The 16,376-nt window shown below is 38.2% G+C and carries 15 protein-coding genes and 2 pseudogenes; 14 read left to right on the forward strand and 3 right to left on the reverse strand.

Going from position 1 to position 16,376, the window contains the following annotated elements; all coding sequences use genetic code 11:
* Positions 1-4: 4 nt before the first annotated feature.
* The 4 genes from AC0IWE_RS01210 (at position 5) to AC0IWE_RS01225 (ending at position 5,078) form a co-directional block, all read left to right on the forward strand.
* Positions 5-1,750, forward strand: coding sequence for a discoidin domain-containing protein (locus tag AC0IWE_RS01210; RefSeq protein ID WP_471791598.1), 1,746 nt, complete (start codon positions 5-7; stop codon positions 1,748-1,750).
* A gap of 147 nt (positions 1,751-1,897) precedes the next feature.
* Positions 1,898-4,195 (forward strand): beta-glucosidase BglX, encoded by a 2,298-nt coding sequence (gene bglX, locus AC0IWE_RS01215; RefSeq protein ID WP_471791599.1) that lies wholly within the window; start codon positions 1,898-1,900, stop codon positions 4,193-4,195.
* A gap of 201 nt (positions 4,196-4,396) precedes the next feature.
* Positions 4,397-4,765: a carboxylesterase family protein gene (locus tag AC0IWE_RS01220; RefSeq protein WP_471791600.1), complete on the forward strand. Its 369-nt coding sequence runs from the start codon at positions 4,397-4,399 to the stop codon at positions 4,763-4,765.
* Between the two features lie 22 nt (positions 4,766-4,787).
* Positions 4,788-5,078: a hypothetical protein gene (locus AC0IWE_RS01225; RefSeq protein ID WP_471791601.1), complete on the forward strand. Its 291-nt coding sequence runs from the start codon at positions 4,788-4,790 to the stop codon at positions 5,076-5,078.
* 233 nt (positions 5,079-5,311) lie between these two features.
* Here the strand turns inward: AC0IWE_RS01225 and AC0IWE_RS01230 are convergent, their stop codons facing one another.
* The 3 genes and pseudogenes from AC0IWE_RS01230 to AC0IWE_RS01240 form a co-directional block, all read right to left on the reverse strand.
* Entirely contained in the window at positions 5,312-5,788 is a 477-nt protein-coding gene (locus AC0IWE_RS01230) for a transposase (RefSeq protein ID WP_471791602.1), read from the reverse strand.
* A 151-nt stretch (positions 5,789-5,939) separates the two neighbouring features.
* A pseudogene (locus tag AC0IWE_RS01235) lies at positions 5,940-6,670 on the reverse strand (YebC/PmpR family DNA-binding transcriptional regulator).
* Between the two features lie 73 nt (positions 6,671-6,743).
* Positions 6,744-7,688 (reverse strand): annotated as a pseudogene (locus AC0IWE_RS01240) (NAD-dependent epimerase/dehydratase family protein).
* A 260-nt stretch (positions 7,689-7,948) separates the two neighbouring features.
* Here AC0IWE_RS01240 and AC0IWE_RS01245 point away from each other — a divergent pair.
* The 10 genes from AC0IWE_RS01245 to AC0IWE_RS01290 all read left to right on the forward strand — a co-directional run bounded on the left by AC0IWE_RS01245 (position 7,949) and on the right by AC0IWE_RS01290 (position 16,305).
* Positions 7,949-8,377, forward strand: a complete 429-nt coding sequence (locus tag AC0IWE_RS01245) for an RNA polymerase sigma factor (protein WP_471791603.1) — start codon at positions 7,949-7,951, stop codon at positions 8,375-8,377.
* 46 nt (positions 8,378-8,423) lie between these two features.
* A complete protein-coding gene (locus tag AC0IWE_RS01250; protein WP_471791690.1) occupies positions 8,424-8,510 on the forward strand; it encodes a hypothetical protein in 87 nt (28 codons plus the stop codon).
* A gap of 106 nt (positions 8,511-8,616) precedes the next feature.
* Complete coding sequence (locus tag AC0IWE_RS01255) at positions 8,617-9,639, forward strand: FecR family protein (RefSeq protein ID WP_471791604.1); 1,023 nt, start codon at positions 8,617-8,619, stop codon at positions 9,637-9,639.
* A 193-nt stretch (positions 9,640-9,832) separates the two neighbouring features.
* The gene (locus tag AC0IWE_RS01260; protein ID WP_471791605.1) at positions 9,833-11,659 is read left to right on the forward strand and encodes a carboxypeptidase-like regulatory domain-containing protein; all 1,827 of its coding nucleotides are present in this window, start codon (positions 9,833-9,835) and stop codon (positions 11,657-11,659) included.
* On the forward strand, positions 11,637-12,305 hold the full coding sequence (locus tag AC0IWE_RS01265) for a TonB-dependent receptor domain-containing protein (RefSeq protein ID WP_471791606.1): 669 nt from the start codon (positions 11,637-11,639) through the stop codon (positions 12,303-12,305). The genes AC0IWE_RS01260 and AC0IWE_RS01265 overlap by 23 nt, the downstream gene beginning before the upstream one ends.
* Positions 12,221-12,763 (forward strand): TonB-dependent receptor domain-containing protein, encoded by a 543-nt coding sequence (locus AC0IWE_RS01270; protein WP_471791607.1) that lies wholly within the window; start codon positions 12,221-12,223, stop codon positions 12,761-12,763. Before AC0IWE_RS01265 ends, AC0IWE_RS01270 begins: the two co-directional genes overlap by 85 nt.
* 47 nt (positions 12,764-12,810) lie before the next feature.
* Positions 12,811-13,560 (forward strand): sugar phosphate isomerase/epimerase family protein, encoded by a 750-nt coding sequence (locus AC0IWE_RS01275; protein ID WP_471791608.1) that lies wholly within the window; start codon positions 12,811-12,813, stop codon positions 13,558-13,560.
* Complete coding sequence (locus AC0IWE_RS01280; RefSeq protein WP_471791609.1) at positions 13,530-13,715, forward strand: hypothetical protein; 186 nt, start codon at positions 13,530-13,532, stop codon at positions 13,713-13,715. Before AC0IWE_RS01275 ends, AC0IWE_RS01280 begins: the two co-directional genes overlap by 31 nt.
* Before the next feature lie 279 nt (positions 13,716-13,994).
* Positions 13,995-14,579, forward strand: a complete 585-nt coding sequence (locus AC0IWE_RS01285; protein WP_471791610.1) for a gluconate 2-dehydrogenase subunit 3 family protein — start codon at positions 13,995-13,997, stop codon at positions 14,577-14,579.
* A gap of 25 nt (positions 14,580-14,604) precedes the next feature.
* On the forward strand, positions 14,605-16,305 hold the full coding sequence (locus AC0IWE_RS01290; protein ID WP_200912328.1) for a GMC oxidoreductase: 1,701 nt from the start codon (positions 14,605-14,607) through the stop codon (positions 16,303-16,305).
* The last annotated feature ends 71 nt before the right edge of the window (positions 16,306-16,376 follow it).

The following is a 16,376-nucleotide window of genomic DNA, read 5'->3' on the forward strand; positions in this document are numbered from 1 at the left end:
TAAAATGAGAAAAACTATACTTACAATTTTCTTTTTCACTTCATTTTTAGCGGTACTTGCTCAAAAACAGAAAACCTATTGTAACCCGATTAATATCGATTACGGTTATACACCTTTCGAATCTTTCACCGAGTGGGGAAAACATCGCGCAACTGCCGATCCTGTAATTGTAAATTATAAAGGGGATTTTTATCTTTTTAGTACCAACCAATGGGGCTACTGGCACAGTGCCGATATGCTGAACTGGAAATTTCATGAAAGAAAATTCCTTCGCCCATGGAATAAAACTAAAGATGAACTATGCGCACCTGGTGTTGGCATTGTTGGCGATACCATGGTTGTTTTTGGCAGCACGTATACCAAAAACTTCACCTTATGGGGAAGTACAGATCCTAAAGGCAATAAATGGTTCCCATTGGTAGATTCTTTAGAAATTGGAGGTTGGGATCCATCATTCTTTACCGATGATGATGGCAAATTTTACATGTACAACGGAAGCAGCAACAATTATCCTATGTATGGAGTAGAATTAGACCGCAAAACTTTCCAGCCAAAGGGTACCCGTACACCAATGTATTTACTGGAGAGCTGGCGGTATGGCTGGCAACGTTTTGGAGAATATATGGACAATACCTTCCTTGATCCTTTTGCAGAAGGTGCCTGGATGACTAAACATAATGGTAAATACTACTTTCAATATGGTGCACCCGGAACGGAATTTAGTGGATATTCTGACGAAGTGGTAGTGGGCAACAAACCCTTGTTTTACGACAATCCATCTACTCCACAATCCGATCCCTTGAGCTATAAAGGAGGTGGTTTTTCAAGAGGTGCTGGTCATGGCGCCACATTTCAAGACAATAGCAAAAATTATTGGCACATTTCTACCAGTATCATCTGTGTAAAAAACACCTGGGAACGCAGAATTGGCATTTGGCCGACTGGTTTTGATAAAGATGATGTAATGTGGACCAACACCGCATTTGGCGATTACCCACTTTATTTACCTGCCGAAAGAAAAGAAGGTGACCCGGCAGGCCCAGGCTGGATGCTCATCAACTATAAAAAGCCAGTAACCGTTTCTTCAACATTGGGAAGTTTTAATGCCAATTATGCCGTTGATGAAAACATTAAAACGTATTGGAGCGCTAAAACAGCAAACAACGGCGAATGGATTCAGACTGATTTGGGTAGCCTGGCAACAGTTAATGCCATCCAGATCAATTATGCCGATCAGGATGCAGAATTTCTTGGTAAACAGACCGGGATTTTTCACCAATATAAAATCCTATCCTCCACTGATGGTAAAAAATGGACAACCCTGGTAGATAAAAGCCAAAATAAAACCGATGTACCACATGATTACATTGAGCTCCCAAACCCTGTAAAAACGAGGTTTATCAAAATGGTTAACATCCATATGCCTACCGGAAAATTTGCCATTAGCGGTTTACGCATTTTTGGTAACGGAAACGGGGAAAAACCAACTAAAGTGAAAAATCTGATTGTACTCCGCACAGAAAAAGATAAACGCAGTGCCTACATTAAATGGGAACCTGTAGATAATGCCTTTGCCTACAACCTTTACTATGGCACAGCACCAGATAAGCTTTACAATTGTATCATGATACACGATTTTAACGAATACTGGTTTAAAGCAATGGACAGTCAAAAATCTTATTATTTTTCTATTGAGGCCATAAATGAGAATGGTGTATCGGCAAAAACTGAAGTAAAAAAAGTTGATTAAATAAACATTTTTATTTAGGCAACGCTGGAAACACATACCAGCAAATTAATAAGAAATCACCCACAATCGTTTTAAACGGTTTGGAAATAACCAATCTTTTTAAACGATCAGTAAAATTTGATTAATAAAGAGTAAAACACACATATAATGAAGAGAGCGAATATCCTGGTTGTTTTTTTAACCCTGCTTGTGCTGAACGGATCGGCACAAAACAAAAAACCTGTTTCGGCAGAAGATGCAAAGATGAATACTTTCATCAGCAACCTGATGGCGAAAATGACTGTTGATGAAAAAATTGGTCAGTTGAACTTACCAAGTTCTGGTGATATCACTACCGGACAAGCCAACAGCAGCGACATTTCTAAAAAAATTAAGGCCGGCCAAGTTGGTGGTTTATTTAATATCAAAGGTGTAGATAAGATTAAAGCTGTTCAAAAAATTGCGGTTGAAAATAGTCGCATGAAAATTCCATTACTTTTTGGAATGGATGTTATCCATGGTTACAACACTGTTTTTCCAATTCCTTTGGGAATGAGCTGCGTATGGGACATGAATGTAGTTCAAAAATCAGCCAGGGTTGCCGCCATTGAAGCTAGTGCAAGTGGCATCAACTGGACATTTTCTCCGATGGTTGATATTTCCAGAGATCCACGCTGGGGCCGCATTTCAGAAGGAAGTGGAGAAGATCCTTACCTTGGGTCACAAATTGCCGCAGCCATGGTAAAAGGTTATCAAGGGAAACTGCAGGCAAACAATGAAATTTTAGCTTGCGTAAAGCATTATGCACTTTACGGTGCTGCCGAAGCTGGTAGAGATTACAATACCACCGACATGAGTAAAGTACGCATGTACAACGAATATTTCCCTCCTTACAAAGCTGCGGTTGATGCAGAAGCGGCCAGTATAATGGCATCTTTTAATGAGGTTGATGGTATTCCGGCAACAGGGAGTAAATGGTTAATGACCGATGTTCTACGTAACCAATGGGGTTTTAAAGGCTTTGTGGTAACCGATTATACCGGTATACCTGAAATGATTGCGCACGGAATGGGCGATTTACAAACTGTTTCTGCCCTGGCCTTAAATGCTGGTGTTGATATGGATATGGTAGGCGAAGGGTTTTTGGGAACTTTAAAGAAATCGCTGGCTGAGAAAAAAGTTGCTCTTGCCCAGATAGACAGGGCTTGCAGATTGGTGCTTCAGGCCAAATATAAATTGGGTTTGTTTACCGATCCTTATAAATTCTGTAACCCTGAAAGAGCAGAAAAAGAGGTTTTTAGTGCGGCTAACCGTCAGATTGCGCGTGAAGTTGCTTCAGAAAGTTTTGTATTGCTTAAAAACAATAACAATTTACTTCCATTAAAAAAATCAGGTACAATTGGTTTAATCGGTCCATTAGCAGATAACACAGCCAATATGTATGGTACCTGGAGTGTGGCAGCACTTTTTGATAAATCGGTAACTGTGCTTCAGGGTTTAAAAAATGCCTTAGGTAACGATGCGAAAATTTTAACAGCTCGTGGTGCAAATTTCCTTGCAGATTCTACAATGGAGCACCGTTATGTAAACATCCACAACCCTACTTACAAACGCGATCCCCGCACTGAGGCCGAAATGATTAAAGAAGCTTTAGAGGTTGCCAAAAAATCAGATGTTATTGTGGCCACAATTGGTGAAGGTTCTGAATTTACCGGCGAAAGCAGCAGCGTAACTGATATCCAGATTCCTGAAACACAAAAAAACCTTTTAAAAGCGTTGGCAAAAACAGGTAAACCAATTGTTTTGGTGCTATTTACAGGTCGCCCGCTGGCCTTAAACTGGGAACAGGAAAATATTCCAGCAATATTGAATGTTTGGTTTCCGGGTAGCGAAGCTGGAAGTGCCATAGCAGATGTACTTTTTGGTGATGTTAATCCATCAGGAAAACTAAGTGCAACTTTTCCTCAAAATGTAGGTCAGGTACCGCTATATTATGCACATAAAAACACCGGTAGGCCATTGGCAGAAGGTAAATGGTTCGAAAAGTTCCGTTCTAACTATTTAGATGTAAGCAACGATCCATTATATCCTTTCGGTTTTGGTTTAAGCTATACCACATTTGGCTACAGCAACATTACGCTAAGTTCGAACAGCTTAAGCAAAGGAAAATCAATCACTGCATCGGTTACCTTAAGCAATACAGGTAAATATGATGGTAAAGAGGTGGTTCAGTTGTACATTCAGGATTTAGTGGGCAGTATTACCCGTCCGGTTAAAGAGTTGAAAGGATTCCAAAAGGTGAGTTTAAAAGCTGGAGAAAGCAAAAAGATCACTTTTAACATATCAGAAAATGACCTTAAATTTTACAATTCTGCATTAAAATTCGCAGCAGAACCCGGTGATTTTAAAGTATTTATAGGCACAAATTCAAAAGATGTAAAAGAAGCATCTTTCAGCCTGAAATAAAAATAATTAGGTTTGTTTATTAACCCTGTGCTATTGTAAAGTAGCCAGGGTTTTTTATTTTTGTTGAATGAAACCATCATAGTTTTCCAAAATATACATGGAATAACAAGTTATGATGAAGTCATTACCATTAAAATCAAGCCCGGCTTGCAACCCATTATCCCATTAAAAATAATTAGCAACGCATTAATAACTAAACGGATGAAAAAGATATTTTTTACCATCTGCATTCTTTTTTCAGTACTTTTTTTAAACGCTCAAGACTTAAAAAAATACGACAGGGGGAGTTTCATAAAAGGAAAGGATTCGATTTATTACAGAGTTCTGTTTCCCGAAAATTTTAATCCCGATCAAAAATATCCGATTATTTTCTTTTTACATGGAAGCGGAGAGCGAGGTAATGATAATGACAGTCAGCTGGTGCATGGTGGTAAATTGTTCTTAAAAAATGATGTACGTAAAAACTTCCCTGCCATTGTAGTTTTTCCTCAGTGCCCATCAAACGATTTTTGGGCAAATGCCAATTTCGATAAAGATGCCAGTGGCAAAAGGAAAATAAGTTTTTGTTGAAGGTGGAAAACCAACCAAAATTATGCATGCACTGCAGGGAATGGTTAAAGATTTCCTTAAAAAGCCTTATGTAAATAAAGAGCAGGTTTATGTGGGAGGCTTATCAATGGGCGGTATGGGCACTTACGAACTTTTAAGAAGAGACGCCGTAAATTTGCCGCTGCTATTGCCATTTGTGGTGGCGACAACACCAATAACATTAAAAAATACCAAAAAATACCACTTTGGATCTTCCATGGTGCAAAAGATGATATTGTTGATCCGGCGCATTGACAATTGCCATTGCCGAACGTTTAAAAACAGTGGGAGATGAAGTGAAATTTACGCTTTACCCTAACGCAAACCACAATAGTTGGGATAGTGCCTTTGCCGAACCTGAATTGTTAAGTTGGTTGTTTTCGCATAAGAAATAGGAAGCAACCTCGCAGGTTTTTAAAACCTGCGAGGTCTAAAATAGCTTTAATCCTCAAGTTCATCGATTAATTGTTGATGTTTCCTTTCGTGATATTCTTTAAAAAAGATAATCCTCCAAACCAATCAACAACATCATTTCTTTTTTAAGGCAGTAAATTTATCCGACAAAATAATATTGTATGATGAATACGGATAGACTCTAAAATCTTTTAATAATTTATGCTTTTGAGGATTAGAGTGAATATAATAGATCAGTTCGGTGATATAAGATTCGTCCTCAATTTTCTTCCTTTTAAACCTTTCTTCAAAAAGTTTCCCAGTACGATCAAATCGTTTATTAAAGGCTTTGGCATAGGCATTGAATAAATTAGAAAAACTCTTTTCAATGCTCACAGTAATTTTATGTTCTTCTTTTATCCTAATTAAAAGATGAAAATGATTATTTAATAAACAGAAGGCAAAAACATCTGCTACAGGTAAAATATACTTCCTTAATAATTTCAGAAAGTAAAGGTAATTTGATTCCTCCCGAAAAATGATCTCACGATTATTCCCTCTGTTATATACATGATAGTAAGTTTCACATTCTAAAGGAATTGTCTTAATCATTCCTAAACTTAAATAAATTCTCAGAAAAATCAAATACCAATATACTCAGACCTCGCAGGTTTTAAAAACCTGCGAGGTATCAACTTGCCAAGAAAATAAAAAAGTCCCGTTATATGCAAACGGGACTTTGTTTAATAATTATCAGATGCTGTTACTCAGCCATATTATGATATACCGCCTGTACATCGTCATCTTCCTCTAATTTATCGATTAATTTCAATACATCAGCTGCCTGCCTCTTCGGTAACCTCGTGATGAGATAAAGCGATCCGCTCTAATTTTGAACTTTTTAATTCAATGCCTTTCTCTTCTAATGCTTTTTGCAAAGAACCAAAGTTTTCGAAAGCACCTTGTGCAACTGCGATATCGTTTCCTTCTTCATCAGCTTCAACATATAGTTCTTCCAAACCAGCGTCAATTAATTCGAATTCCAATTCTTCAAGATCCAAACCTTCTGCAGGTACAAAACGAAAAACAGATTTCCGGTTAAAAACAAAGTCTAATGATCCGGTTTTACCTAAACTTCCGTCAGTTTTGTTAAAATAACTACGCACGTTTGCTACGGTACGGTTGGTATTATCAGTGGCCGTTTCAATTAAAACTGCAACGCCATGAGGGGCATAACCTTCGTAAACAATTTCTTCATAATTGGCCATCGATTTATCAGAAGCACGCTTAATAGCAGCCTCTACCCTATCTTTTGGCATATTTACAGCCTTCGCATTTTGTCATAGCTGTCCGTAAACGCGAGTTGGTTTCAGGGTGAGGCCCCGATTCCTTAACTGCCATTACAATATCTTTACCAATACGCGTAAACTGAACCGCCATTTTGGCCCAACGCTTAAATTTTCTCTCTTTTCTAAATTCGAATGCTCTTCCCATTTTGTAGTATTGAGATATGAGGTATGAGATATGAGACCTTACGCCTTCAACCTTAAAACCCCCTACCTTTATATTATTTTTTTAAATTATTTAACATGTCAGCTGTCAGTTTCGATAAATCGAACTCTGGTTTCCAACCCCAATCTTTTACTGCATAACTATCATCTATAGAACGTGGCCAGCTGTTTGCAATTTGCTGCCGTGGATCATTAGTGCCGTAAGTTAATGTAAAATCTGGAATATGTTTTCTGATTTCTGCGGCCAATACTTCGGGGTAAGACTCACGCCTCCAAAATTATAACTGCTCCTAACCGAAATCTGATCTGCAGGTGCATCCATCAGTTCGATGGTTCCGCGGATGGCATCGTCCATATACATCATTGGCAATTCTGTTTCTGCGTTTAAAAAACTCTGGTAACTGCCTTTTTTTAATGCATCGTGGAAAATGTGGATCGCATAATCTGTAGTTCCACCACCCGGAGCAGCCTTCCAGCTAATTAAACCCGGATAACGGATACTGCGCACATCCAATCCATATTTTTGATTATAATATTCGCACCAACGCTCCCCTGCCAATTTACTGATTCCGTAAACTGTATTCGGGTCCATAATGCAATATTGTGAGGTATTATCTTTTGGCAGAATTCGGTCCAAATACAGCAATAGAACTTGGCCAATATACTTTGGCTGTTTTATATTCTAATGCCAGATCCAAAACGTTCAGCAAACCATTCATGTTTAAATCCCAGGCCAGCTTTGGGTTTTGCTCTCCTGTAGCCGATAATAATGCGGCTAAAAGATATACCTGAGTAGGTTTGTATTTGTGAAAAATACCCTTGATCATTTCTTTATCAAGTACGTTCACAAATTCGAAAGGAGCAGAATTTTTAATGTCGTAATCCGGCCTGCGTATATCGCATGCAACTACATGATCATCTCCATATATTTTGCGTAACATCGTTACCAATTCGGTACCAATTTGCCCGTTAGAGCCTAAAACAACAATTTTTTCTTGCATATTTTTTATGAGATTGAGCAAAGGTAAAAAAATGAGATAAAACGCACTAAAATATTTATACTTAGTATGTGAAGAGCAGGTTAACTGGATAAATTGATGCATGTGAATTGCAAACTGTAAACGGTACAGGTTAATTGTTTTTAAATGATTAATTGAGAATTGCTAACGATCAACTGAATGGAGTAACTGCAAACCGGCTTTAAACATTTCGACATTAATTTTATACATTTACTACACGTACCTGCATAACCAAATAACCAATGACTCCCTTTGAGCCTGAAAAATCTTCTGATTTACTGAGCCGCCTAAAAAAGGGCGACAAGCAGGCTTACGAAAAAATATATTTTACCTACAGTAAAGAATTATTATTGGCGGCTTACAAAAAAACAGGCGATAGGGTAATCGCAGAGGAGCTTGTGCAAAATATTTTCATTTCCCTTTGGGAAAAACGGCAGGAAGCACATATCAACAACTTGCAGGCTTATTTATTTGGTGCTTTAAAATTAAGTGTGATCAACCACATCAGAAGTATGGTGATGGAAAATAAATACATGGCGTACCAAACCCTAACTTACTCAGAAAACCACCAGGATACAGCGAACCTTGTAGATCTGCACGATTTATCCTCCATCATCGAAAAAGGCATCAATTCGTTACCAGAAAAAACACAGGAAGTTTTCAGACTTTAGCCGCTACCAACATCAATCCACTAAAGATATTTCTAACGGGTTAAACATTTCAGAAAAAGCGGTCGAATACCACATTACCCGCTCAATTAAGCGGATAAAAGAATATATCAAAAACTTTTATATCTTTTTATAACTGATTATCAGTTAATTACATTTAATTTCCTCTTTTTTGTCGATTAGCTTTAGGGGTTCCCCTCCACAGTGTTACTTGTATTGTATAAAGCCAAATATTCTTTCTTATGAACCAAAAATCATTTTACGATTTACTCAGCCGTTATGAAAACGGAAACTGTACAGAAGCCGAAAAGCACTGGGTAGATAAATGGTATCATAATTTGAATCATAAAAACTTTAAGGATCTTTCTTCTACAGCACTTGAAGAAATGCAAACGAATGTTTGGCTTAACATCAACAATATTGAACGCAAACCTGCACCAATAGTAAAGGTTAAAAAGCTTTGGCCAAAGTTTGCCATCGCAGCATCTATTATGATTGCCTTTTTTATAGCCGGCTTATATTTAATGCGGTATAACCATGCTGAACAATCTTTTATTGATGAAAACGGCAATTTAGCTTTAGTAAGCAAAACCAATGATACTGATCGTCCCATCATTATAGCGCTTAGCGATGCAAGTACAGTAACACTTAAACCGCAGGCAAATATTATTTATCCAAAAGTTTTTGCTGCCGATAAAAGAACAGTCTACTTAAAAGGTACAGCCTTCTTTTCGGTAAGCAAAAATCCAAAAAAACCATTTTATGTATACAATCAAAAATTGGTTGTGCGCGTATTGGGTACCAGCTTTTGGGTAAAATCATCTACTGATCAACTACCTGCACAGGTGGCCGTTAGAACAGGAAAAGTTCAGGTGCGGGAAAATGAAAAAAGTTCAATGTTCTCATTAGCCCAAGAAAAACTGGCTAGGCCAATTCTGCTTACACCGAACCAAAAAGGTATTTTTTCAAACCATCAGTTAAATAAAACACTGGTAAGGAAGCCCATTCCGCTGGCCGAAGCTTATAATGTACCAACAAGTTTAAGCTATAACTTTAAAGAAGAAAGTATTAAGGAAATTTTTAAAACCTTATCAGAAGCTTACGGAATAGAAATAAAATCTGATAACGAGCAGATTGCAACCTATACTTTTACCGGAGATTTAAGCAAAAAAGGGCTTTATGAGCAGCTCGACCTAATCTGTGGAACCATATCCAGCAAATATTACATTAAGGGAACCAGTATTGTGGTTTCCAATAAAAACTAACCAAATATAAAAAACAATGAAGCAGAACCACAACACCAACAGCCCGTAACCAGGGCACCATTTTCCATAATATTTTTCTAAAAAACAAAGCCGACAATGTGGGGCATTGCCGGCGAGTTAAATACAAAGAATTGTATTCATGGTATTCCTATGTCCAATAAATCCAATCATTTAATGAACAATAACCAAATTTATGAAAAAAAATCAACTTATTTCGCTGGCGATATATGCAATGAGAGTTTCGATTTACCAAGTACTTGCAATAATAATTTTTACCTGCGGCGCATTTGCCAAAAATGTCGACGCCCAAGATTTTCTGAATAAACCAATCTCGATCAAGGCCGATCAAACAGATATTAAAACCATTATAGAAAAAACCGAACACTTAACCAATGTAAAATTTGTTTACAGTCCACAATTAATAAATTCCGACCGCAAAGTTTCCATTAATGTGGTAAACCAAAAGCTTAAATACTTTCTTGAGAATTCGCTAAAACGTTATGACGTGGGATATAGGATAGTTAAAGACCAGATTCTGCTCTATTCTATTCCCGCTAATAACAATCTCGAATTATTAAAAGCTTTTGAAGGCATTGTAACCGGAAAAGTAACCGATAGCAAAGGAAATGCCATCCCGGGAGTATCAGTAACTGTTAAAGGGAAATCAATCGGAACCACCACCGACGAAAATGGTGCATTTGCCTTAAAAGGCCTTACTGTAGATAGTCGAGTGCTTATAGTAAGGTACGTAGGTTTCATTTCTAAAGAAGTAAACCTATCGCCCGGCAATGCCGACGAAAATTTAACCATTAGCCTGTCAGAAGATAACCTCCAGTTGGAAAGCATAATGGTAACCGGTGGTAATCCAAAGAAAAAATTAGAAAGTAGTGTGGCTTTAACTTCAGTAAGCAATAAAGACATTACCAATAGGGCACCCTTAAACAGTACCGATTTATTAAAAGCAATACCGGGCTTAACAGTAGAAAGTACAGGAGGCGATGGACCGGGAAATGTGTGGGTAAGAGGCTTTCCGCAGCAGGGCGGTTATATTTTTCTGGGTATCCAGGAAGATGGTTTGCCCCTTTTACCAACAGGTTTCAACACCAATCCTTCTGTAGATCAATACTATAAAACAGATTTAACCATTCAGAATATTGAAGCGGTGCGAGGTGGCAATGCTTCCATTATCCAGGCCAATACACCAGGTGCCGTAGTAAACAACATCAGTTACGTTGGTGCCGATAAACAGTATGGTCAGTTTAAATTCACTACAGGCTTTTCGCAGGGTTTATACCGTTTTGATGGAAATACTGGCGGAAAAATAAACGAAAACATCAAATACAACATCGGAGGTTTTTACCGTACTGACAATGGCGTGGTAGATCAGGGCTTTAACCCGGCCAACCAAGGTGGCCAAATTAAAGGTAACATGACTTTTAATTTCAAAAACCATAAAGGCTTTATCAGGGTATATGGCAAATATTTAAATGATAAAGTTCAGTTCTTGCTAACCAGTTACTATCCATACGATGGTACCGGGAAACCAACCACTTACCGCGATTACGATATGGCCTCACAATCTATCGTGCCATTGCAAACCGAGTGGAGTTATAACGATCCAAAAACAGGAAACCATGATTTCAGCTTAACAGATGGAATCCATACCAAAGTAGGTTCAGCAGGTTTTCAGTTTAATTATTTAACTGATAGCGGATGGCAGATTGTAAACAACTTCCGTTACCAAAATACCCATACCAACTCTACATATACAGTTCCCGCCGGAATTGCAGCAAGAACTGCCGCAACACCTTATTATTATCCCGGAGGTGCTGTTGCTCCATTTGTTACTGGCGATTATGTAATTACTTCTTCAGCAAACGGACAGATTAACAGTGATGTACAGATAGTGGATTATTTAGACTTGAAAAAAACCATTAAAAACCACAGTTTGGGCATTGGTGCAGGTATCCATCAATATAATCGCGACGATTTGCGCTATGCGTTCCGACTCATTCTCTGAGTTTAAAGAACATCCAAGCATTTTATTGCAATCGCCTACAGCCGGAGAAAGAACGATTCAGACTAAAAATACTTTTATTGGAGATACCAGAACTTTATCTGCTTATGCATCTGATGAGATTAAAATTTCGGAAAAATGGCGTTTAGATATCGGTGCAAGGATTGACAATCAAAATGTAAAAGGCGACAGACCATACTATGTATTAAATTCAAATGGAACCATAAATACCACTGCAGCAGCTACCGCAACAATTTTAGGTTATACCCCATACAACGAAACCTTAACAAATTGGGCTGCATCTGTTGGCGCCAATTACAAAATCAATTCCACTTCGAGTATTTTTGCAAGGGCAACAAAAGCATACAACGCACCCAACGTGGGCGATTATAATGCGGCAGCATTTAATCCTGCAAATATTAAAAAACGCCCTGTTTATTTAGGGGAGGTAGGTTTTAAATATGCCAAAAACAACCTGGCTATTTTTGCTTCAGGAAGTTATTCTGCTATTAAAAATGTATCACTTACCATTAATGTACCAACCACGGCAGCAGGTACACCGCTTTGGTTGCTTTTGGATCAACCCGTACATTTAGTGCAGAGTACGAAGTTTCTTACAAAATTGCCAAACCACTTAGCCTGCGTTTAACAGGAACCTTACAGGATTCTAAATATACCGATTACGAAGCCTCAACTAAAGGAAATGCAGCCGTATTGGCCGAATTTGGTGATCGTACCTATAGTTTTACCGGAAAAAGGACAGAACGTGTTCCGGTTATAAATACTGAGCTTGGTGCCAATTACGATTACAAAAACTTTAACTTATATATAGCGGCAAACTATGTTGGCAGCCGTTTTACTTCGCCTAGCGATAGTTACAAGTTACCTGCATATGTAGTAATGAAAGCTGGAGCAGGATATAATTTTACTAAAAAAGTTTCAATAAGATTTTGGGCAGACAACTTGTTAAATGCAAAAGTGTTGACAGAAGGCGATGTTCGTGGAGATCAGTTCAGAGATTTCTCGGCCGTAACCCCTGGCACATTAATGATTGGCAGAACATTACTTCAACGTACTTTCTGGGGATCATTGGCTTATTCATTCTAACAAACAAAACCGGAGTTTACGCTCCGGTTTTTTAATTTAAAAACATCATGACAACAAGAAGATCATTTTTACAAAAGCTAAGTGTTGCAAGCGCAGCAGCTTTTTTAAGTCCGGCAGCAATTACACACGCTTTGGCAGCACCAGCAAAAATTTCTAAAATCGGTATAGGGTTGTTTACCCTCCGCGAACAGCTAACCGCAGATGTTAAAGCCACAATAGAACAAGTAGCCAAAATAGGTTATAACCAGGTAGAAACCTACTATGGCTACCCTGGCAAATACGAAGTGAAAGGATTTTGGGGATTGCCAGCAAAAAGTTTTAATGCCTTGTTAAAAGCAAATAACCTTAGCTCGCCAAGCGGGCATTATAACGTAAGCGAATTTTTATCAACCGGGAATGATAAAGTATTGAAATCACACATCGAAACGGCAGCAACAGTTGGCCATAAATATTTCGTAATACCCGCATTACCAACTGATATTAGGGCCAATGGCACTTTAGATGACTATAAACGCATGGCATCGAAATTTAATGAAGCAGCTTTACTTTGCGAAAAATCAGGTTTAAAATTAGCCTATCATAACCATAACTTCGAATTTAAAGATCAGGGGGCAAGTGTTACCGGTTACCAGATTCTGCTCTCAGAAACCGATCCCAAAAGAGTGGGTTTTGAATTGGATATTTTCTGGGCAGTAAATGCCGGGTTAGATCCGGTAGAAATGTTAGGAAAAATCCAGGCCGCTATAAAATGTTCCATGTTAAGGATATGGATAAAACAGATAAGGCTGTTTTTGTAGAAGTTGGAGCTGGCAGAATCGACTTTAAGCGCATTTTCGCAGCATCAAAACTTGCCGGTGTAGATTACATTTTTACCGAACAAGATATTATAAAAAAAGAACCTTACGAAAGTATTTCAGAAAGCTATAATTACATCAAAAAAAATCTGCTTTAAGCAGATTTTGCGCATAAAATAATGCCAATTTTAAATTTATTAGTAAATAATAAACTTGCCTGTACTAAATGTACTTTTTACACCAAGTAAATTTGTTGTAAAACATGCCTTTAAATGGGTACAGAGCAAGAAAACAACGGTTGTTTAGAATTATTCTATGCGGTAACAATCACATTGCAGACTGATAATTTAACCACAAAAAATTACTCTTTCCATTATATTTTTTCTAATATTACTAATTCAACACATAAGTAACCAATATATAAAATCATAAAAACGATGCACAGAAGAGAAGCACTCAAAAACGTTGCATTTTTGCTGGGAGGAGCAATCTCGGCAAGTACAATGGGCGTTTTGTTTGAAAGTTTTACGCTCCCCGAAAATGAAAAAAACTTCGTTCTATATTCATTAGAAGACGAAAAAATTTTTGCTGAATTCGCTGATATTATTGTACCAACTACCAAATCATCTGCCGGAGCCAAGGCCGCTGGCTTAGGGAAATTTATTCCTATGATGATGAAAGATTGTTATCCCGCTGAAATGCAAACCTCATTTGCAAAGGGACTTAAAGATCTTCAGGCTAAATCAATGAAAGATTTTGGAAAAAGTTATGTCACTTTAACACCAGCCGACCGCAAAAAATTAATGATCGATTTAAGAGCCATTGCGCTTGCACAAAAAGAAAGCAAATCAGAAGAAAATAAAGATTTGGCTTACTTTTTCATAACCGCAAGGGATTTAACCCTGCTCGGTTATTATTCTTCAGAAATTGGTTGTACCAAAGCACGCGAATATGTGCTTATTCCGGGCCGATATGATGGCAATGCACCATTAAAACCAGGTCAAAAATCTTGGGCAACCTAATTTCTAACCACAACTACAAAACATCATGAATTTAAATACAAATTTAAAAGAAGAAAATACTTACGATGCTATTGTTATAGGATCAGGGATTAGTGGCGGCTGGGCTGCAAAAGAACTTACCGAAAAAGGGTTGCGCGTGTTAATGCTCGAAAGAGGAATGAACATCGAACACATTACCGGTTATGAAACAGCAATGAAAAATCCATGGGATTTTAAACATGCAGGCAAACTAACCGAAGAGCAAAAACGTACCCACCCGGTACAAAAAAGAGATTATCCGTACCAGGAAGCAAATGAAAAATGGTGGGTAAATGATTTAGAATGCCCATATACCGAAGATAAACGCTTTGATTGGTACCGCGGTTTCCATGTAGGTGGAAAATCATTAATGTGGGGCCGCCAGAGTTACCGCTTTAGCGATCATAACTTTGAAGACAATAAAAAAGACGGTCATGGAAATGATTGGCCAATTCGCTATGCCGAACTTTCCCCTTGGTACGATTATGCAGAACGGTTTGCGGGCATCAGTGGTTCAAAAGAAAACTGGCCTACTTGCCCGGATGGGGAGTTTTTACCCCCAATGGATTTAAATATTGTAGAAAAATCGGTAAAAGCCCGTGTAGAAGAACATTATAAAAAAGAACGCATAATTATGATTGGCCGTGTTGCCAACCTTACAGTACCCCACAAAGGCCGTGGAAATTGCCAGTATAGGAACCTATGCAGCCGCGGTTGTCCGTTTGGGGCTTATTTCAGTACCCAATCTTCTACCCTTCCGGCTGCTATGGCAACAAAAAGGTTAACTGTGAGGCCATACTCTATCGTAAATCATATCATTTACGATAAAGACACCAAAAAAGCAAAAGGTGTAATGGTAATTGATGCCGAAACCAACAAAACGATGGAGTTTTATGCCAAAATTGTTTTCGTAAACGGTTCTACACTGGGTTCAACTTTCGTGTTGTTAAACTCCACTTCTGAAGCTCATCCAAATGGTTTGGGTAATGGAAGCGGTCAGTTAGGTCATAACCTGATGGATCACCATTTCCGTTGCGGAGCAAATGGAGAAGCAGAAGGCTTTGATGATAAATACACTTACGGCCGCCGCGCAAACGGAATCTATGTACCTAGGTATCAAAACATTGGTAACGATAAGCGTGATTACTTACGTGGTTTTGGTTACCAGGGCGGAGCAAGCAGAAGCAACTGGCAAAGTGATGTCGCAGAGCTGTCATTCGGTGCAGATCTAAAACAAAAAATGACCACGCCAGGTAAATGGACAATGGGATTGGGTGGTTTTGGAGAAATGTTACCTTACTACGAAAACAGGGTTTACATTGATAAAACCAAAAAAGATAAATGGGGACAGCCGGTATTGGCAATTGATTGCGAATACAAAGAGAACGAGAAAAAAATGCGTTTGGATATGATGAACGATGCAGCTGAAATGTTAGAAAAAGCAGGCATGAAAAACATCAAAACATTCGATAACGGCTGTTATCCGGGCATGGCCATCCATGAACAAGGTACCGCCAGAATGGGTAACGATCCAAAAACTTCGGTATTGAACAAATTTAACCAGATGCATGAGGTAAATAATGTTTTCGTAACCGACGGATCATGTATGCCATCAATCGCCTGCCAAAATCCATCATTAACATTTATGGCTTTAACTGCGCGCGCTTGTGATTATGCAGTAAAAGAATTAAAGAAAAAGAACATATAGAAAGGTTTAAGGTAAAAGGCTTAAGGTGTAGGGGTTTAAACTCCTTACACCCTAAGCCTTTAACTTAAAAT

The organism is Pedobacter sp. AC402 (genome assembly GCF_979252805.1).